This window comes from Pseudomonas sp. B7(2017), from assembly GCF_002112745.1.
In the GTDB taxonomy this organism is placed as follows: Bacteria; Pseudomonadota; Gammaproteobacteria; order Pseudomonadales; family Pseudomonadaceae; genus Aquipseudomonas; species Aquipseudomonas ekonensis.
The window spans coordinates 288,852-304,040 of the sequence record NZ_NEIP01000002.1 but is presented as its reverse complement, the minus strand read 5'-3'; the positions used below and the strand labels follow the sequence as shown (position 1 = coordinate 304,040).

The window sequence follows — 15,189 nt, the reverse complement described above, 5'->3', positions numbered from 1 at the left end:
ATCGAATTACTTACGCAGTTCGACGCGACGGTTTTGAGCCCAGGACTGCTCGTCGTTGCCGGTGGCAACTGGACGCTCTTCGCCGTAGGAAACCAGTTCCAGCTGAGCTGGGGAAACACCTTGCAGTACCAGGTAGCGCTGAACGGCTTTCGCACGACGCTCGCCCAGTGCCATGTTGTACTCACGAGTACCACGTTCGTCGGTGTTGCCTTCCAGAACAACGCGAGCGCCGTTTGCTTTCAGGTCTTTGGCGTGAACGTCCAGAGCGCGCATGGCTTCTGGCTTCAGGTCCGAGCTGTCGTATTCGAAGTAGAAGGTGGTGATTGCGCGCAGAGCAGCTTCTTCGCTCAGGGAACCGTCAACGGCGCCGGTGTTTGCACCGTAGCCAGCGTTTGGATCGACAGCGCCTTCACCGGCGTTGTCGCCGCCCTTGGACGAGCAACCTACAGCTACGGCCATGGCCAGAGCCAGCGCAGCAAATTTACCAAACTTCAGCATTTCCATCGTGAAACTCCTAATGAACCCCAGTGTGTTAAGTAAAACGTAAAGCGCCGCGTCAGTTCAGGTAAGGGGACCAGGACGGTTCTCTGACTTCGCCTTGAGCGGTAGGAAGCGGGAGCCTCACGCGTCCGTTAATGGACACGAGCATCAAGACTCCCCGGCCCTGCTGGCGGGTGGCGTAGATTACCATGGTGCCGTTGGGCGCAACAGTAGGCGACTCGTCCAGAGTGCTATCAGTGAGGATTTTTACGCTTCCGCGCTGAAGATCCTGGGCCGCCACTTTGAAATTGGTGAAACCGTCCTGACGATGGATCATCACCAGGGTCTTTTCGTCGGCCGACAGTTTCGGGTTGGCGTTGTAGTTGCCCACGAACGTCACGCGCTCGGCACCGCCGCCACCGGCGCTGGTCTTGTAGATCTGCGGCTTGCCGCCACGGTCGGAGGTGAAGTAGATGGTCGAGCCATCCTTGCCCCAGTACGGCTCGGTGTTGATGCCGGGACCTGCGGTGACGCGGGTGATCTGGCGCGAACCGAGGTTCATCACGTAGATGTCCGGGTTGCCGTCCTTGGACAGCACGAACGCCAGGCGATTGCCGTCAGGCGACCAGGCCGGCGCGCCGTTCAGGCCTTCGAAGTTGGTGATCTGCTCGCGGCGGCCGGTGTCGATGTTCTGCACGAAGATCCGCGGACGCTTCTGCTCGAACGACACGTAGGCGATGCGCTTGCCGTCCGGAGCGAAACGCGGCGACAGGATCGGCTCACGCGATTGCAGAAGGGTCACGGCACGGGCACCGTCGTAGTCCGAACGCTGCAGGGTGTAGCGGGTGTTCTTCTCGGAGAAGCGTTCGGCCGTCACGTACAGCAGACGGGTCGAGAACGCGCCCTTGATGCCGGTGAGCTTCTCGAACGACTGGTCGGAGATGTAGTGCGCCATGTCGCGCAGCTGCTCGGTGGTGCCGGAAACGCTGCCGTCGGCCACTTTCTGCTCGGTGGCGACGTTGAACAGCGCCCATTGCACCTGCAGGCGACCGCCCGCCGGAACGATGCTGCCGACCATCATGTACTGGGCGCCCACCGCCTTCCAGTCACGGAAGATGATTTCGCTCGGCTGGCTTGGCTGGCTGATCATGTTTTGCTTCGGAATCGGCGAGTAGTAGCCCGAGTTGCGCAAATCGTTACCAATGATTTCAGCCATGTCGTCCGGCAGGACGGCACCGCCCTGGAAACCGAACGGCACGACGGCGATCGGGGTCGCCCGATCGCTGCCGCTGGTGACCAGAATGTTCTTTTCATCCGCCATCGCGATCCCTGCCATGCAGCAGACCGCGATCAGCAATCCTCGAAGAAGGTTTCTCACAAGGCTAGATCCTCAGGTGTGAATGTCATCTTGAAGGAACGATACGGAGCGAAATCGCTCGCCTTCATTCCCTGCATTTCCGTCAATCGTCCAATGTTCTTGACCGCCGCCACCGCCGAAGCGTCGAACGGACCGTCGCCGCTGGACTTGGCCACGCTGACCGTGGTCACGGTGCCGTCCGGCAACATGCCGATCTGCAGCACAACCGTCATGCCTTTGCGTGCCGAAGGCGGACGGGCCCAGCCTTCCGCTGCCCGCGCACGAATCAGGTCATCGAAACTGCCCGCGACTTCGTCGCCCTGCTCATCGGCCAAGGCCTGCTGGCGCTGCGGCGTGTCGGAAAGCAGATCTGCCAAGGCCTGGGCCTTCTTGTCTTCGGCAGACTTGCGCGCGGCGTCCTGCGCTTTCTTCTTCGCAGCGTCGGCGGCAGCTTTCTTCTTCGCTTCTTCGGCGACTTTCTTCTTCGCCTCTTCAGCTTCAGCTTTCTTCTTGGCGTCTTCGGCGGCTTTCTTCTTCGCGTCTTCGACGATCTTCTTCTTGGCTTCTTCAGCGGCCGCTTTCTTGGCCTCTTCTTCAGCAGCCTTCTTGGCTTCTTCTTCAGCTTTCTTCTTGGCTATATCAGCCAATTGTTTCTCTTCTGCCTTCTTGGCTTCGGCGGCTTTCTTCGCGTCGTCGGCCTTCTTGGCTTCGTCAGCCTTCTTCGCCTCTTCCGCTTTCTTCGCCTCGTCGGCCTTCTTGGCTTCCTCGGCCTTTTGAGCCGCTTCTTCTTTCTTTTGTTCCGCGGCCTTCACCGCTTCCTGCTCGACCTTTTTCTGCTCCATCTGCTCGACTTCGGTCTGGCGTGCGGCGGATTTCTTCGCCTCACCCGCAATCTTCTGATTGGTCTGGGTGGTCGCCTGACTTTTCGATTTCAGCTGGTACAAGGTCGCCTGGACGATCGGCTTGGCCGGCGGCAGCTCAGGCGTCAGGGCAAAACTGACGAACAGCATGCCGAACACCAGCACGTGCAAGCCGATTGCCCAGACGCTGGGCCAGAAGTAGCTTTCCGAGGCTGACGGCTCTCGCTGTGCCTGCATCAGGGGGCCTCGGTGATCAAGCCAACGTTACCGACCCCGGCTTTCTGCAGCCCGCCCATGGCGCCCATGACGGCGCCGTAGTCCACGGACTTGTCGCCGCGGATGAAGACCTGGGTGTGCTTGCCGCCTTCGTTGCCGGCACGGATGATCTTGGTCACCGCATCCGTCATCTGCGGCAGGGTCATGGCGCGGTCCTGCTGCTTCTCGGTGTCCACTTCGCTGCCCAGGTTCCAGTAGTAGGTCTTGTCGGCCTTGATGGAAATGGTCAGCACCTGGGTGTTGTTGTCCTGCGGCAAGGCATCGCTGGATACCTTCGGCAGATCCACCTTCACGCCCTGATTGAGCATCGGCGCAGTCACCATGAAGATGACCAGCAGCACCAGCATCACGTCGATGTAAGGCACCACGTTCATCTCGGCGACCGGCTTGCGCTTGTGTCGGGCTCGAGTGATTAAAGCCATTGGGATTTACCTGCTCAGTCTTCGCTGGTGTGCACTTTGCGGTGCAGGATCGCCTGGAACTCATCGGCGAAGGTGTAGTAGCGGCCCAGCAAGGTTTCGCTGCGGGCGGAGAAGCGGTTGTAGGCGATGACCGCCGGGATCGCGGCGAACAGGCCGATCGCGGTGGCGACCAGGGCCTCGGCGATGCCGGGGGCCACGGTGGCGAGGGTCGCCTGCTGGGCGCTGGCCAGGCCGCGGAAGGAGTTCATGATCCCCCAGACGGTGCCGAACAGGCCGATGTACGGGCTGACGGAACCGACGGTGGCGAGGAACGGCAGGCTCTGCTCCAGTTTCTCTTCTTCGCGGGAGATCGCCACACGCATGGCACGGGCCACGCCTTCCATCACCGCCTCAGGGTCGACGCCGGGCTGCTGGCGCAGGCGGGAGAATTCCTTGAAGCCGGCACGGAAGATCTGCTCCACGCCCGAGTCCGGATCCGGGTTGCTGCCGGCCTGGCGGTACAGCTTGGACAGGTCGATGCCCGACCAGAAGCGCTCCTCGAAGGTCTCCAGGGCGCGTCGACCGGCGCGCAGCAGGTTGCTGCGCTGAAAGATCATGATCCATGAGGTCACCGATGCGGCCACCAGGGTCAACATTACCAACTGCACCACGATGCTGGCATTGCTGACCAGGCTCCACATGGAGGAATGGTCGACGACGTTAGCTTCCACGCTTTATCTCCTGCTTTGAGTGTGTACCCGTGCCGACCGCGTCGGCGAAGGCCGCACGCAGGTCATCGGGAAGGGCCCGGGGTTTCAAACTGTTAGTGCGCACACAGGCCACCAGAAACTGCCCCTCGCAGAGCAGCGCATTATCCGTCGCCCGCCTGACTTGCTGTCTGAAGCGCAGGCTGGCGCGGTTCAATTCGATTACATCAGCGCTTACCAGAAGCTCGTCGTCCAGTCGCGCCGGCGCGTGGTAGCGCGCTTCGCTGGAATGCACGACGAACAACAGGTCCTCCCCGGCCAGCGCCGACTGGGCGAAGCCCAGCGTCCGGAGCCGCTCGGTTCGAGCCCGTTCCATAAACTTGAGGTAATTAACGTAATACACGATGCCGCCGGCATCGGTGTCCTCGTAATAAACGCGACAACGATGTGCGAACGGCTCAAGCCCGTTTTGCGCGCGCATACTCTAGTGCTTACTCCTCGGGTTGCCAATCGGGGCAGGCAACTGTTTTTCGTTGAACGGTGGCTTCACCGCAAAAGTACCGTCCTCGGACAGCGCAAATGCGGAATAAATCGCCACACGATGTGTATCAATCGTCCAGGGCATCGAGAAACTCGTCTGCCACGGGGGTTTCGCCCATCCGCGACGGAATATTCAGGCCGAAGTGCAGGTACGCATGCCGGGTCACCACCCTGCCCCGCGGCGTGCGCATGATGTAGCCCTGCTGGATCAGGTAAGGCTCCAGCACGTCCTCGATGGTGTGACGTTCCTCGCTGATGGCCGCCGCCAGGCTGTCGATCCCCACCGGTCCGCCGTCGAACTTCTCGATCATGGTCAGCAGCAGCCGCCGATCCTGGTGGTCGAAGCCATGCTCGTCGACATCCAGCAGGTTCAGCGCCAGATCGGCGACGGCCTTGGTGATGTGCCCCTTGGCCCGCACTTCGGCGAAGTCCCGCACCCGGCGCAGCAGCCGGTTGGCGATCCGCGGCGTGCCGCGGGCGCGGCGGGCCACTTCGAACGCCCCGTCCGAATCCAGCGGCAAGCCCAGGATGCCGGCCGAACGGCTGACGATGGTCGCCAGGTCCGCCGTGCTGTAGAACTCCAGGCGCTGGACGATCCCGAAACGGTCGCGCAACGGGTTGGTCAGCATGCCCGCCCGCGTGGTTGCGCCCACCAGGGTGAACGGCGGCAGGTCGAGCTTGATCGAACGCGCCGCCGGCCCTTCGCCGATCATGATGTCGAGCTGGAAGTCTTCCATGGCTGGATACAGCACTTCCTCGACGATCGGCGACAGACGATGGATTTCGTCGATGAACAGCACATCGTGCGGCTCAAGGTTGGTCAACAGGGCCGCCAGGTCCCCCGGCCGTTCGAGCACAGGCCCGGAGGTGCTCTTGATCGACACGCCCATTTCCTGGGCGATGATGTTGGCCAGGGTGGTCTTGCCCAATCCCGGCGGGCCGAAGATCAACGTGTGGTCCAGGGACTCGCTGCGCCCGCGCGCGGCCTGGATGAACAGCTCCATTTGCTCGCGCACGGTCGGCTGGCCGATGTAGTCGGCCAGACTGACGGGGCGAATCGCCCGATCCTGGACTTCTTCGCGCTCACGCGGACTGTGCGTGGCGGCGATCAGACGATCAGCTTCAATCACTTAAATCATTCCCTTCAGGGCGCGTCGGATCATGTCTTCACTGCTCAAGCCTTTCTCCTTGATCGCGGAAATCGCCTTGCTCGCCTCCTGCGGCTTGTAGCCCAGGGAAATCAGCGCGCTGACCGCGTCGTTCTCGGCGTGGTTGACCGGCGCCGGGCCGTCCGGCTGGTTCGGCACCAGCGCAAACATCGCCGGCACGGTCTCCCAGGCCTTGAAGCGGTCCTTGAGCTCGACCAGCAGACGCTCGGCGGTCTTCTTGCCCACGCCCGGCACCTTGGTCAGGGCCGAGGTGTCCTGGGACTGCACGCAGCGGATCAGCTCGTCCACCTCCAGGCTCGACATCAGGGCCAGGGCCAGTTTCGGGCCGACACCATTGAGACGGATCAGCTCGCGGAAAAAGTCTCGCTCACGCTTGCCGGCAAAGCCATAGAGTAACTGCGCGTCCTCGCGAACGACCAAATGGGTGTGCAAGGTCAGCGGTTCACCGACCGACGGCAGGCGATAGAGGGTGGTCATGGGCACTTCCAGCTCATACCCGAGGCCGTTTACATCCAGAATCAGGTGCGGCGGCTGCTTTTCAGCCAGGGTGCCGCGCAAGCGTCCAATCACGTTTCAGATCCTTGAGCGTTGGCCAGCCCATGGCTGGCGGGGGCCGGAACCGGGGAGGCGGGCCGACGGCCCGGGCGCTCGGCCCCCATTCCGGAAAATTGACTGCTGATGCTATCAGAGACGCAGGCGCCCGCCACGACTGCGTGCCGCCCCCAACCCGTGGGGCAGCAGGCTGGCACGGGTGTGCGCATGGCAAATGGCGATGGCCAGGGCGTCCGAGGCGTCGATCTGCGGTTTGCTGGTGAGCTTGAGCATGTGCATGACCATCATCTGCACCTGCTCCTTGTTCGCCGCACCGGTGCCGACCACCGCCTGCTTGACCTGGGTCGCCGTGTACTCGGCGATCTCCAGGCTTTCCTCGGCGCCGGCCACGATCGCCGCGCCCCGGGCCTGGCCCAGCTTCAGCGCCGAGTCGGCGTTGCGCGCCATGAACACCTTTTCGATGCCCATGGTCACGGGGCCGTAGGTCTGGATGATCTCCCGCACACCGCGGTAAACGATCTGCAGCCGTTCGTGCAGCTCGCCGCCGCCGGTGCGGATGCAGCCGGAGGCCACGTACACGCAGCCGCGTCCGGTGTCGCGGACCACGCCGTAACCGGTGATGCGCGAGCCGGGGTCGATTCCAAGGATTAAAGTCATAACGCCTGCGGGTTCGAAAAATCCACGAAATTCAAGATAACGCATTACGAATGCGGGAGCCGGCTTGCCGGCGATGACGTTGTGTCAGGCGACATCAATGCTTGATGCGCCGACGCCATCGCTGGCAAGCCAGCTCCCACAGGGCTCAATGCAGGACTTCAGTTGAGTTGGGCGGCCACATCTTCCGGGATGTCGGCGTTGGAGTAGACGTTCTGCACGTCGTCCAGGTCCTCGAGCATGTCGATCAGCTTGAGCACCTTCTCCGCGCCTTCCAGGTCCAGCTCGGCGCTGGTGGTCGGCTGCATGACGATTTCCGCGTCGTCGCCCTTGAAGCCGGCGGCCTCCAGCGCGTTCTTCACGGCATAGAACCCGGAGAACGAGGTGAACACCTCGATGGAACCGTCCTCATGGGCGACGACGTCATCGGCGTCGGCTTCCAGCGCCGCTTCCGTCAGGGCATCTTCGTCGACGCCCGGCGCGAAGCTGATCTGGCCCTTGCGCTCGAACAGGTACGCCACCGAACCGTCGGTGCCGAGGTTGCCGCCGCACTTGCTGAACGCATGGCGCACGGCCGCTGCGGTGCGGTTGCGGTTGTCGGTCATGCACTCGACCATCACCGCCACGCCGCCCGGGCCGTAGCCTTCGTAGGTCAGCTCTTCGACATTGTCGGCCTCGGTGGCGCCTGCGCCGCGGGCGACAGCGCGATCGATGATGTCGCGACTCATGTTCGCGCCCAGGGCCTTGTCCAGGGCCAGGCGCAGACGCGGGTTGGAGCCCGGGTCGCCGCCGCCCTGCTTGGCCGCCACGGTCAGCTCACGGATCCACTTGGTGAAGATCTTGCCTCGTTTGGCATCCTGGCGTTCTTTGCGGTGCTTGATGTTCGCCCACTTGGAATGACCTGCCATATCTCGCTCCGAATTCTCTTTGACACATTGCCCGCCCCGCGAAGCCGCGCCGGCCGGCAAACAAAAATTTCGACCTGTTTTCCAGTCCTTGCAGAATGAAAAAAGGCGCATCCGAAGATGCGCCTTCAGGCCCGTCTTACTCAGCCTTTGGCGTTTCGCGCAAACGGATGTGCAGTTCGCGCAGCGCCTTGGCGTCCACCAGACCCGGCGCCTGCGTCATGACGCACGCCGCGCTCTGGGTTTTCGGGAAGGCGATCACTTCGCGGATCGACTGGGCGCCGGTCATCAGCATCACCAGACGGTCCAGGCCGAAGGCCAGGCCACCGTGCGGCGGCGCACCGTACTTCAGCGCGTCGAGCAGGAAGCCGAACTTCTCTTCCTGTTCCGCTTCGTTGATGCCCAGCAGGCGGAACACCGCCTGTTGCATTTCCTTGCGGTGGATACGGATCGAACCGCCGCCCAGCTCGGTGCCGTTCAGGACCATGTCGTAGGCGCGGGACAGCGCGGTGGCCGGGTTGGCCTCCAGCTCCTCCGGCGTGCACTTCGGCGCGGTGAACGGGTGGTGCAGCGCGGTGAAGCTGCCGTCGTCGTTCTCTTCGAACATCGGGAAGTCGACGACCCACATCGGCGCCCACTCGCAGGTCAGCAGGTTCAGGTCGTGGCCCAGCTTGATGCGCAGCGCGCCCAGGGCTTCGCTGACGATCTTGGCCTTGTCGGCACCGAAGAACACGATGTCGCCGTCGACCGCGCCGACGCGATCGAGGATCACGTTCAGGTTGGCTTCAGGGATGTTCTTGACGATCGGCGACTGCAGGCCATCGACACCGGCGGCGCGCTCGTTGACCTTGATGTACGCCAGGCCCTTGGCGCCGTAGATGCCGACGAACTTGGTGTAGTCGTCGATCTGCTTGCGCGGCATGCTCGCCCCGCCAGGGACGCGCAGCGCGGCGATACGGCATTTCGGATCGTTGGCCGGGCCGCTGAACACCTTGAATTCCACGTCCTTGAGCTGATCGGCAACGTCCACCAGTTCCAGCGGAATACGCAGGTCAGGCTTGTCGGAACCGTAGCGGCGCATGGCCTCTTCGAAGGTCATGTGCGGGAACTCGCCGAACTCCAGACCCAGCACTTCCTTGAACAGGGCGCGGATCATGCCTTCGGTCAGGCCCATGATGTCCTTTTCATCGAGGAAGCTGGTCTCGATGTCGATCTGGGTGAATTCCGGCTGACGGTCGGCGCGCAGGTCTTCGTCGCGGAAGCACTTGGCGATCTGGTAGTAGCGGTCGAAGCCGGCCACCATCAGCAGTTGCTTGAACAGCTGAGGCGATTGCGGCAGCGCGAAGAACGAACCGGCGTGGGTACGGCTCGGCACCAGGTAGTCACGGGCGCCTTCCGGCGTCGCGCGGGTCAGGATCGGCGTCTCGACGTCCAGGAAGCCGTTCTCGTCCAGGTAGCGGCGGATGCTGGTGGTCATGCGCGAACGCAGACGCAGCTTCTCGGCCATTTCCGGGCGGCGCAGGTCGATGAAGCGGTAACGCAGGCGGGTCTCTTCGCCGACGTCGGAGTATTCGTTGAGCGGGAACGGCGGGGTTTCCGCCTCATTCAGCACTTCCAGCTCGTAGCCCAGCACTTCGATCATGCCCGAAGCCATGTTCGCGTTGCCGGCGCCGGCCGGACGCAGGCGCACCTTGCCGGTGATCTTGACCACGTATTCGCTGCGCACGCGGTCGGCGGCGGCGAAGGTCTCGGCGCGGTCCGGGTCGAAGACCACCTGGGCCAGGCCCTCACGATCACGGATATCGAGGAAGATCACCCCGCCGTGGTCGCGGCGACGGTGAACCCATCCGCAAAGGGTAACTTCCTGGCCTTCCAGGCTTTCGTTCAGTTGGCCGCAATAATGGCTGCGCATCATGGTAGTGGTTTCGCTTCTCGTAATTCGAAATTCGGTGGAGATCCTGCCGCACCCAAGCGGTGTGCCGACGCCGGAAACTCGCGCGTGTCGTTCGACCCAGGCCCTAAACCCTAGTCAGATTTGTCGCCACCGGCCAGATTCTTCTTCGCGCCGGTCTTGAAATCGGTTTCGTACCAACCGCTGCCACTCAGGCGGAAACCGGGCATGGACAGCAGCTTCTTGAGTGCCGGCGCCTGACAGGCCGGGCAATCGACCAGCGGTGCGTCACTGATCTTCTGAATGGCTTCCAACTGATGACCACAGGAAGCACATTGGTAATCGTACATCGGCATGGCGGGGTGTCTCGGCGAACAGGTTGCCGCCGCATGCAGGGCCGTGCGGCGAAAGGGCGGGATTATAGCCATTAAATTCGCCCTGTGCAGCCGTAGACTGCACAGGGCGGATCAGCCTCTCAACACGGGGGCGATGCTGCGCCCGTCGGGGCCTTGAGCCCGCGCATCACGCACACCACCCGCACCAGCGCGCTGAAGTTCTTCACGCCGCCGTGCCGCAGATGCACTTCCCGGTCCACATGGGAGAGCAGCGCATTGACCGAACATGCGTTGTCCTGCGCCATGCCGCCGAGAATGTTCCAGTAGACCTGCTCCAGCCTCAGGCACGTCGCGAATCCGTTCAGACGCACGGACCGGGACAACGGCCTGATCAATGCCATGTCGAGGCCGTCGTCAAACGGGTCGACCTTCAGCTTCCCCTGCGCGGCGACCGTCCTGTCGCTTCGCCTGTCTCCATCTGCCATATCGTTGACACTCCTTTGCCATCTCTACGTTTTGCCAGGGACAATCTCTGCCCCCTCATAGAAACGCAGCCGCAAAGTTATATCCAGATGACTATTTGACCGTCGCCGTAGGATAAGCCAACGGAAAAAGTCAGAAACAGCAGACCGGCGCGAACGCCCGGCGCAAGCGTCCGCGCCGCCCGGTCAGGCCTCGAGCAGTGCGCGGAGCATCCACGCGGTCTTCTCATGCACCTGCATGCGCTGAGTCAGCAGGTCCGCGGTAGGCTCGTCGCTGACCTTGTCCAGCAGCGGGAAAATGCCGCGGGCGGTGCGGGTCACGGCCTCTTGCCCGGCAACCAGTTGCCGGATCATGTCTTCGGCGCTCGGCACGCCTTCCTCTTCCTTGATCGAGGACAGCCTGGCGTAGGTCGAATAGGCCCCCGGCGCCGGGAAGCCCAGGGCGCGGATGCGCTCGGCGATCAGATCGACGGCCAGGGCCAGTTCGTTGTACTGCTCCTCGAACATCAGGTGCAGCGTGCGGAACATGGGGCCGGTGACGTTCCAATGGAAGTTGTGGGTCTTCAGATACAGCACGTAGGTGTCCGACAGCAGCCGGGACAACCCGTCGACGATGGATTTGCGGTCTGCTTCACTGATACCGATATCGATGGCCATGCTTACCCCCTAACGGCGATTGAGTTCATCCAGCAGGTGCAGACCCACTCTAGCAAGCCCGGCGATGCCCCGCAGCCCTGCATCCCGGCGCAGGCTGCGGCAAAACGTCCGGCCGCCCGCCATTGGCCGGGCCGGTTTGAGAACCCGCAATCTTTGCTGTTAAATAGGCAGTGTGTCGCTACGCCCCGTTTTCCGGGCGTTGCGCATAGGCTGATGCCGTGCGCGTGTCCAACGCCTCTTCATCGTTTCGAAGCGAACCGTGCGCCTTCAGCTCTTCCTTGTGAGCCGTCATAACGTGAGTCAATAAAAATGTTGAAAATCGTCCACCTGCTAATGGGCGCAGCAGCCTTGCTGCTGTCCTTCATACCCAGCCTGAGGTCCGAAGCCGTACCTTACCTGCAACAGCCCGATGCCCTGTACCTGGCCCTTTTCGGCCTGCTGAACCTGGTGCTGGCGCCTGTGATCCCGCAATGGAACAAGGGCCCTCGCCAACACCTGCAAAACCTGGCCAGCGCGTTGCTGCTGCTGACCGTGGTCCTGCAGACCCTGACGCTGATCGCGCCGATGCCGGTCATCGCCGGCCAGCCGGCCGTGCTGTTCAGCCTGGCCATCGCCCTGGTCGCCGTGGCGCTGCACTTGGCCGTCGGCTTCCACAAGTCCTCGCCGGCCGCCGCAGCGCCGAGCTACGACATGAGCAACCGCGATACCGGCACGGTGAAGTGGTTCAACACCTCCAAGGGCTTCGGCTTCATCTCCCGGGATTCCGGCGACGATATCTTCGTCCACTTCCGGGCCATCCGCGGTGAAGGCCACCGTGTCCTGGTCGAAGGCCAGCGCGTGGAGTTCTCGGTGATGAACCGCGACAAAGGCCTGCAAGCCGAGGACGTGATCGCAGCCCTGCCCCGCCGCTGATCCGAAGCCTGAAAAAAAAACCGCGGACAGCCAAGGCTGCCCGCGGTTTTTTATTGCCCGCCGAAAAGTCGGCGACGCTCAATAGTGGGGCGGCGGCGCATCCTCTTCGAAGGAGCCGATCTGGCCGACCAGCTCTTCCTGACGCTTGAGCAGCGCGGCCATCTGCAATTGCAGGCGCTCGACCACCCGCTGCTGCTCCACCAGCACATCGTTCAGCGCCTGGATGGTGTCGTCCTGAAACGCCAGACGGCTTTCCAGATCGGTAACCCGTTGTTCAAGGCTCATGGCTCAGGCCTCCAGAAACGTGAATTCATCGCCCAGCACCAGGCGCAGCCGCTCGCGGATGGCCGTCACCTGCGCCGCCTCGTAAGGCTTGGCCGGGTGCTTGCCCCAGACCGGCGCCGGCCAGGCGGCGTCGTCACGCTTGCGCACGATCACGTGCATGTGCAGTTGGCTGACGACATTGCCCAGCGTCGCGACATTGAGCTTGTCGGCATCGAACGAATCCTTGAGCACCTCGGCCAGGGCGGTGGTTTCCTGCCACAGCCGTTGCTGGTCGGCGACATCCAACTGAAACAACTCGCTGATATCTTCGCGGCGTGGCACCAGGATGAACCACGGATAGTTGGAGTCGTTGGACAGCAGCAAGCGGCAGAGCGGGAAGTCGCCGATCGTCAGGGTGTCCTGTTGAAGTCGTGAATCTAAAGCAAACACTGCGCGCACTCCCGGCTGATCACATTATTCAGCTTAGCGGCCCGTCCCGGGGGCGGCGCGCCAAGCGACCGGACGGCAGCATACCTGCGAATGCCCGATCCTTCACGGCGAACGACGCGGCATCGGGGGACGGCTGCGCTGCCCCGAGATGCGGCATTTGCGCTTTCCTTGCACCAGCAAGCGACGCGCAAGGCAACCGGACGGCGGGAGAATGCAGCCGCGTTCAGGGCTGAACGGCATGAATCCGGTACGGCCCCAAAATTTTTTGCACCAAAACCGCACAGTGGGTCTACGCTCATTGCTTCGGGCATCCGCCGAATACTCACTGGCGGGGTGAACCGGTAACGTTTTTGGTTGTCGCGGGCCGAAACGGCCGTGGCAACACCATAGGAGGAATGGCGTCAAGCCCGCTGAAACACGCGCTTGAACGCCCGTATTTACAAGGTTTTCACAGCGGCAGGCGGGCGTTTTGAAAAATATCCGCATCAGAAATGCGGTTTGTGCACGCTTGTTGCATTCGTACTCATATGGTCTATGGGCACGCCACGGGAAGTGGTTACCCCAAGGCCAAAAAAAACAGTGGCAGGGTTGCCCGATGGAGATTCAAGCGTTTTGCCAAGGGACTCTTTTTTACCGATGCTCAAGCCCTGTAAAACAGTGCTGAAGTTGCCAGTCCCATTGCATTCGGACTGTAAATTTGCGACATCTACGAAGCCGATTGCGACAGGGTCGTAAAGAAGCTGAAAGGTTGGATGCGCAAGTATCGCCAACATGGTCGGCGTGATATAAGTTTGCGCCGACACAAAAAGAAAGAGCCGCCCAGATAATAAAACCGGTGGGACGGCAGTACTCTTCTAAAACCAAAGGAGCAAATCACGATGCGCGTGATGAAGTGGAGCATGATCGCACTGGCAGTTGCTGCAGCTGCCGGTTCTCAGTTGGCTACGGCCGCACCGTTTGTTAGTGACCAGGCAGAAGCCAAAGGCTTCGTTGAAGGCGCGAAAGCTGATTTGCTGATTCGCAACTATTACTTCAACCGTGACAACAAAGACGGTGGACGTGACCAGAAAGACTGGACTCAAGGTCTCTGGGGCAACTTCAGTTCCGGTTACACTCAAGGCACCGTAGGCGTCGGCATCGATGCATTCGGCTACCTGGCCATCAAACTCGATGGCGGCGACGGCACCAGCGGTTCCGGCAACATGAGCCGTGACAACCTTCCTGACGCCAACGGCATCCGCCACGCCAACGACAGCCAGGGCAAAGCCGGCGCTGCCGTCAAGTTCCGCATTTCCAAAACCGAGCTGAAAGTCGGCGACATGCAGCCTAGCACCGCTCCGGTCTTCGCTGTCGGCGGCTCCCGCATCCTGCCTCAAACCGCCAGCGGCCTTCAGCTGCAGAGCAGCGAAATCAAAGACCTTGATCTCGAAGCCGGTCACTTCTACTCGGCTACCAGCCAGGACAAGAACGCCCGTGATGGCGAACTGTGGGCAACCTATGCCGGCGTACAAGCTGACTCCATCGACTACTTCGGCGGCAAGTACGGCATTACCGACAACCTCAGCGCTTCGCTGTATGGCGCCAAGCTGGAAGACATCTGGAACCAGTACTACGCCAACCTGAACTACACCATCCCAATGGGTGGTGATCAGTCGCTGAACCTGGACGGTAACATCTACCGCACCACCGACACCGGCAAGGCCAAAGCAGGCGACATCAGCAACACTGCTTTCTCCCTCGCCGCCGCTTACTCGTTCCTGAAAGCACACACCGTGACCCTCGCATTCCAGAAGGTCAATGGCGATACTCCGTTCGACTACATCGGCGTAGGCGGTCACGGTCCATCCAACCGTGGCGGCGACTCGATCTTCCTCGCCAACTCCATCCAGTACTCCGACTTCAACGCCCCTGGCGAGAAATCCGCACAGATCCGTTACGACCTGAAAATGGCCGAGTACGGCGTACCTGGCCTGAGCTTCATGACCCGTTACGTGAAAGGCTGGGACATCGACGGCACCCACACTCCGGCAGGCAGCGCCTACACCGGTCTGTACGGCGAAGACGGCAAGCACAACGAAACCAACTTCGAAGCCAAGTACGTTGTTCAATCCGGTCCAGCCAAAGACCTGTCCTTCCGTATTCGTCAAGCTTGGCACTTCGCCAACGCCGACGAAGGCGAAGGCGACGTGAAAGAGTTCCGTCTGATCGTCGACTACCCGCTGTCGCTCCTGTAATCGCATCCTGTTAGTTTGCGATAACAAACAAAAAGGCCCATCTCTCGATGGGCCTTTTTTATT

Annotated in this window: 18 protein-coding genes; 2 read left to right on the top strand and 16 right to left on the bottom strand. The window is 61.8% G+C overall.

Annotated elements, in window-relative coordinates; all coding sequences use genetic code 11:
• Positions 1-6: 6 nt before the first annotated feature.
• From pal to CAG29_RS04755, 14 genes are all read right to left on the bottom strand, one after another.
• Complete coding sequence (gene pal, locus CAG29_RS04820; RefSeq protein ID WP_003178634.1) at positions 7-504, bottom strand: peptidoglycan-associated lipoprotein Pal; 498 nt, start codon at positions 502-504, stop codon at positions 7-9.
• 52 nt (positions 505-556) lie between these two features.
• A complete protein-coding gene (gene tolB, locus CAG29_RS04815) occupies positions 557-1,816 on the bottom strand; it encodes a Tol-Pal system beta propeller repeat protein TolB (protein ID WP_225927298.1) in 1,260 nt (419 codons plus the stop codon).
• A 38-nt stretch (positions 1,817-1,854) separates the two neighbouring features.
• The gene (gene tolA / locus CAG29_RS04810; protein WP_085580472.1) at positions 1,855-2,934 is read right to left on the bottom strand and encodes a cell envelope integrity protein TolA; all 1,080 of its coding nucleotides are present in this window, start codon (positions 2,932-2,934) and stop codon (positions 1,855-1,857) included.
• Positions 2,934-3,386 (bottom strand): protein TolR, encoded by a 453-nt coding sequence (gene tolR, locus CAG29_RS04805; protein WP_170929939.1) that lies wholly within the window; start codon positions 3,384-3,386, stop codon positions 2,934-2,936. The genes tolA and tolR overlap by 1 nt, the downstream gene beginning before the upstream one ends.
• Before the next feature lie 23 nt (positions 3,387-3,409).
• On the bottom strand, positions 3,410-4,105 hold the full coding sequence (tolQ, locus tag CAG29_RS04800; protein ID WP_085580467.1) for a protein TolQ: 696 nt from the start codon (positions 4,103-4,105) through the stop codon (positions 3,410-3,412).
• Positions 4,095-4,562, bottom strand: a complete 468-nt coding sequence (gene ybgC, locus CAG29_RS04795) for a tol-pal system-associated acyl-CoA thioesterase (RefSeq protein ID WP_085580465.1) — start codon at positions 4,560-4,562, stop codon at positions 4,095-4,097. Before ybgC ends, tolQ begins: the two co-directional genes overlap by 11 nt.
• Before the next feature lie 127 nt (positions 4,563-4,689).
• Positions 4,690-5,751, bottom strand: coding sequence for a Holliday junction branch migration DNA helicase RuvB (gene ruvB / locus CAG29_RS04790; RefSeq protein ID WP_085580463.1), 1,062 nt, complete (start codon positions 5,749-5,751; stop codon positions 4,690-4,692).
• The gene (gene ruvA / locus CAG29_RS04785) at positions 5,752-6,360 is read right to left on the bottom strand and encodes a Holliday junction branch migration protein RuvA (RefSeq protein WP_085580461.1); all 609 of its coding nucleotides are present in this window, start codon (positions 6,358-6,360) and stop codon (positions 5,752-5,754) included.
• Between the two features lie 114 nt (positions 6,361-6,474).
• Positions 6,475-6,999: a crossover junction endodeoxyribonuclease RuvC gene (gene ruvC, locus CAG29_RS04780; protein ID WP_085580459.1), complete on the bottom strand. Its 525-nt coding sequence runs from the start codon at positions 6,997-6,999 to the stop codon at positions 6,475-6,477.
• 158 nt (positions 7,000-7,157) lie between these two features.
• Positions 7,158-7,904 (bottom strand): YebC/PmpR family DNA-binding transcriptional regulator, encoded by a 747-nt coding sequence (locus CAG29_RS04775; RefSeq protein WP_085580457.1) that lies wholly within the window; start codon positions 7,902-7,904, stop codon positions 7,158-7,160.
• A 136-nt stretch (positions 7,905-8,040) separates the two neighbouring features.
• Positions 8,041-9,816 carry an aspartate--tRNA ligase gene (gene aspS / locus CAG29_RS04770; protein ID WP_085580455.1) on the bottom strand — a complete coding sequence of 592 codons (1,776 nt, stop codon included), beginning with the start codon at positions 9,814-9,816 and terminating at the stop codon, positions 8,041-8,043.
• A 110-nt stretch (positions 9,817-9,926) separates the two neighbouring features.
• Positions 9,927-10,148, bottom strand: a complete 222-nt coding sequence (locus tag CAG29_RS04765; RefSeq protein WP_085580453.1) for an FmdB family zinc ribbon protein — start codon at positions 10,146-10,148, stop codon at positions 9,927-9,929.
• Positions 10,149-10,267: 119 nt separating this feature from the next.
• Positions 10,268-10,612: a ribbon-helix-helix domain-containing protein gene (locus CAG29_RS04760; RefSeq protein WP_085580451.1), complete on the bottom strand. Its 345-nt coding sequence runs from the start codon at positions 10,610-10,612 to the stop codon at positions 10,268-10,270.
• Positions 10,613-10,795: 183 nt separating this feature from the next.
• On the bottom strand, positions 10,796-11,266 hold the full coding sequence (locus CAG29_RS04755; RefSeq protein WP_085580448.1) for a Dps family protein: 471 nt from the start codon (positions 11,264-11,266) through the stop codon (positions 10,796-10,798).
• Between the two features lie 309 nt (positions 11,267-11,575).
• On the opposite strand from CAG29_RS04755, the gene CAG29_RS28895 reads away from it, so the two are divergent.
• Positions 11,576-12,178: a cold-shock protein gene (locus tag CAG29_RS28895; protein WP_085629532.1), complete on the top strand. Its 603-nt coding sequence runs from the start codon at positions 11,576-11,578 to the stop codon at positions 12,176-12,178.
• A 78-nt stretch (positions 12,179-12,256) separates the two neighbouring features.
• Here CAG29_RS28895 and CAG29_RS04745 read toward each other — a convergent pair whose 3' ends face one another.
• Together CAG29_RS04745 and CAG29_RS04740 are read right to left on the bottom strand one after the other, a co-directional pair.
• The gene (locus CAG29_RS04745; protein ID WP_085580444.1) at positions 12,257-12,463 is read right to left on the bottom strand and encodes a SlyX family protein; all 207 of its coding nucleotides are present in this window, start codon (positions 12,461-12,463) and stop codon (positions 12,257-12,259) included.
• A gap of 3 nt (positions 12,464-12,466) precedes the next feature.
• A complete protein-coding gene (locus tag CAG29_RS04740; RefSeq protein WP_085580442.1) occupies positions 12,467-12,892 on the bottom strand; it encodes an HIT domain-containing protein in 426 nt (141 codons plus the stop codon).
• A gap of 878 nt (positions 12,893-13,770) precedes the next feature.
• Between CAG29_RS04740 and CAG29_RS04735 the strand changes: the two genes are divergently transcribed.
• On the top strand, positions 13,771-15,126 hold the full coding sequence (locus tag CAG29_RS04735) for an OprD family porin (protein ID WP_085580440.1): 1,356 nt from the start codon (positions 13,771-13,773) through the stop codon (positions 15,124-15,126).
• Positions 15,127-15,189: the final 63 nt, after the last annotated feature.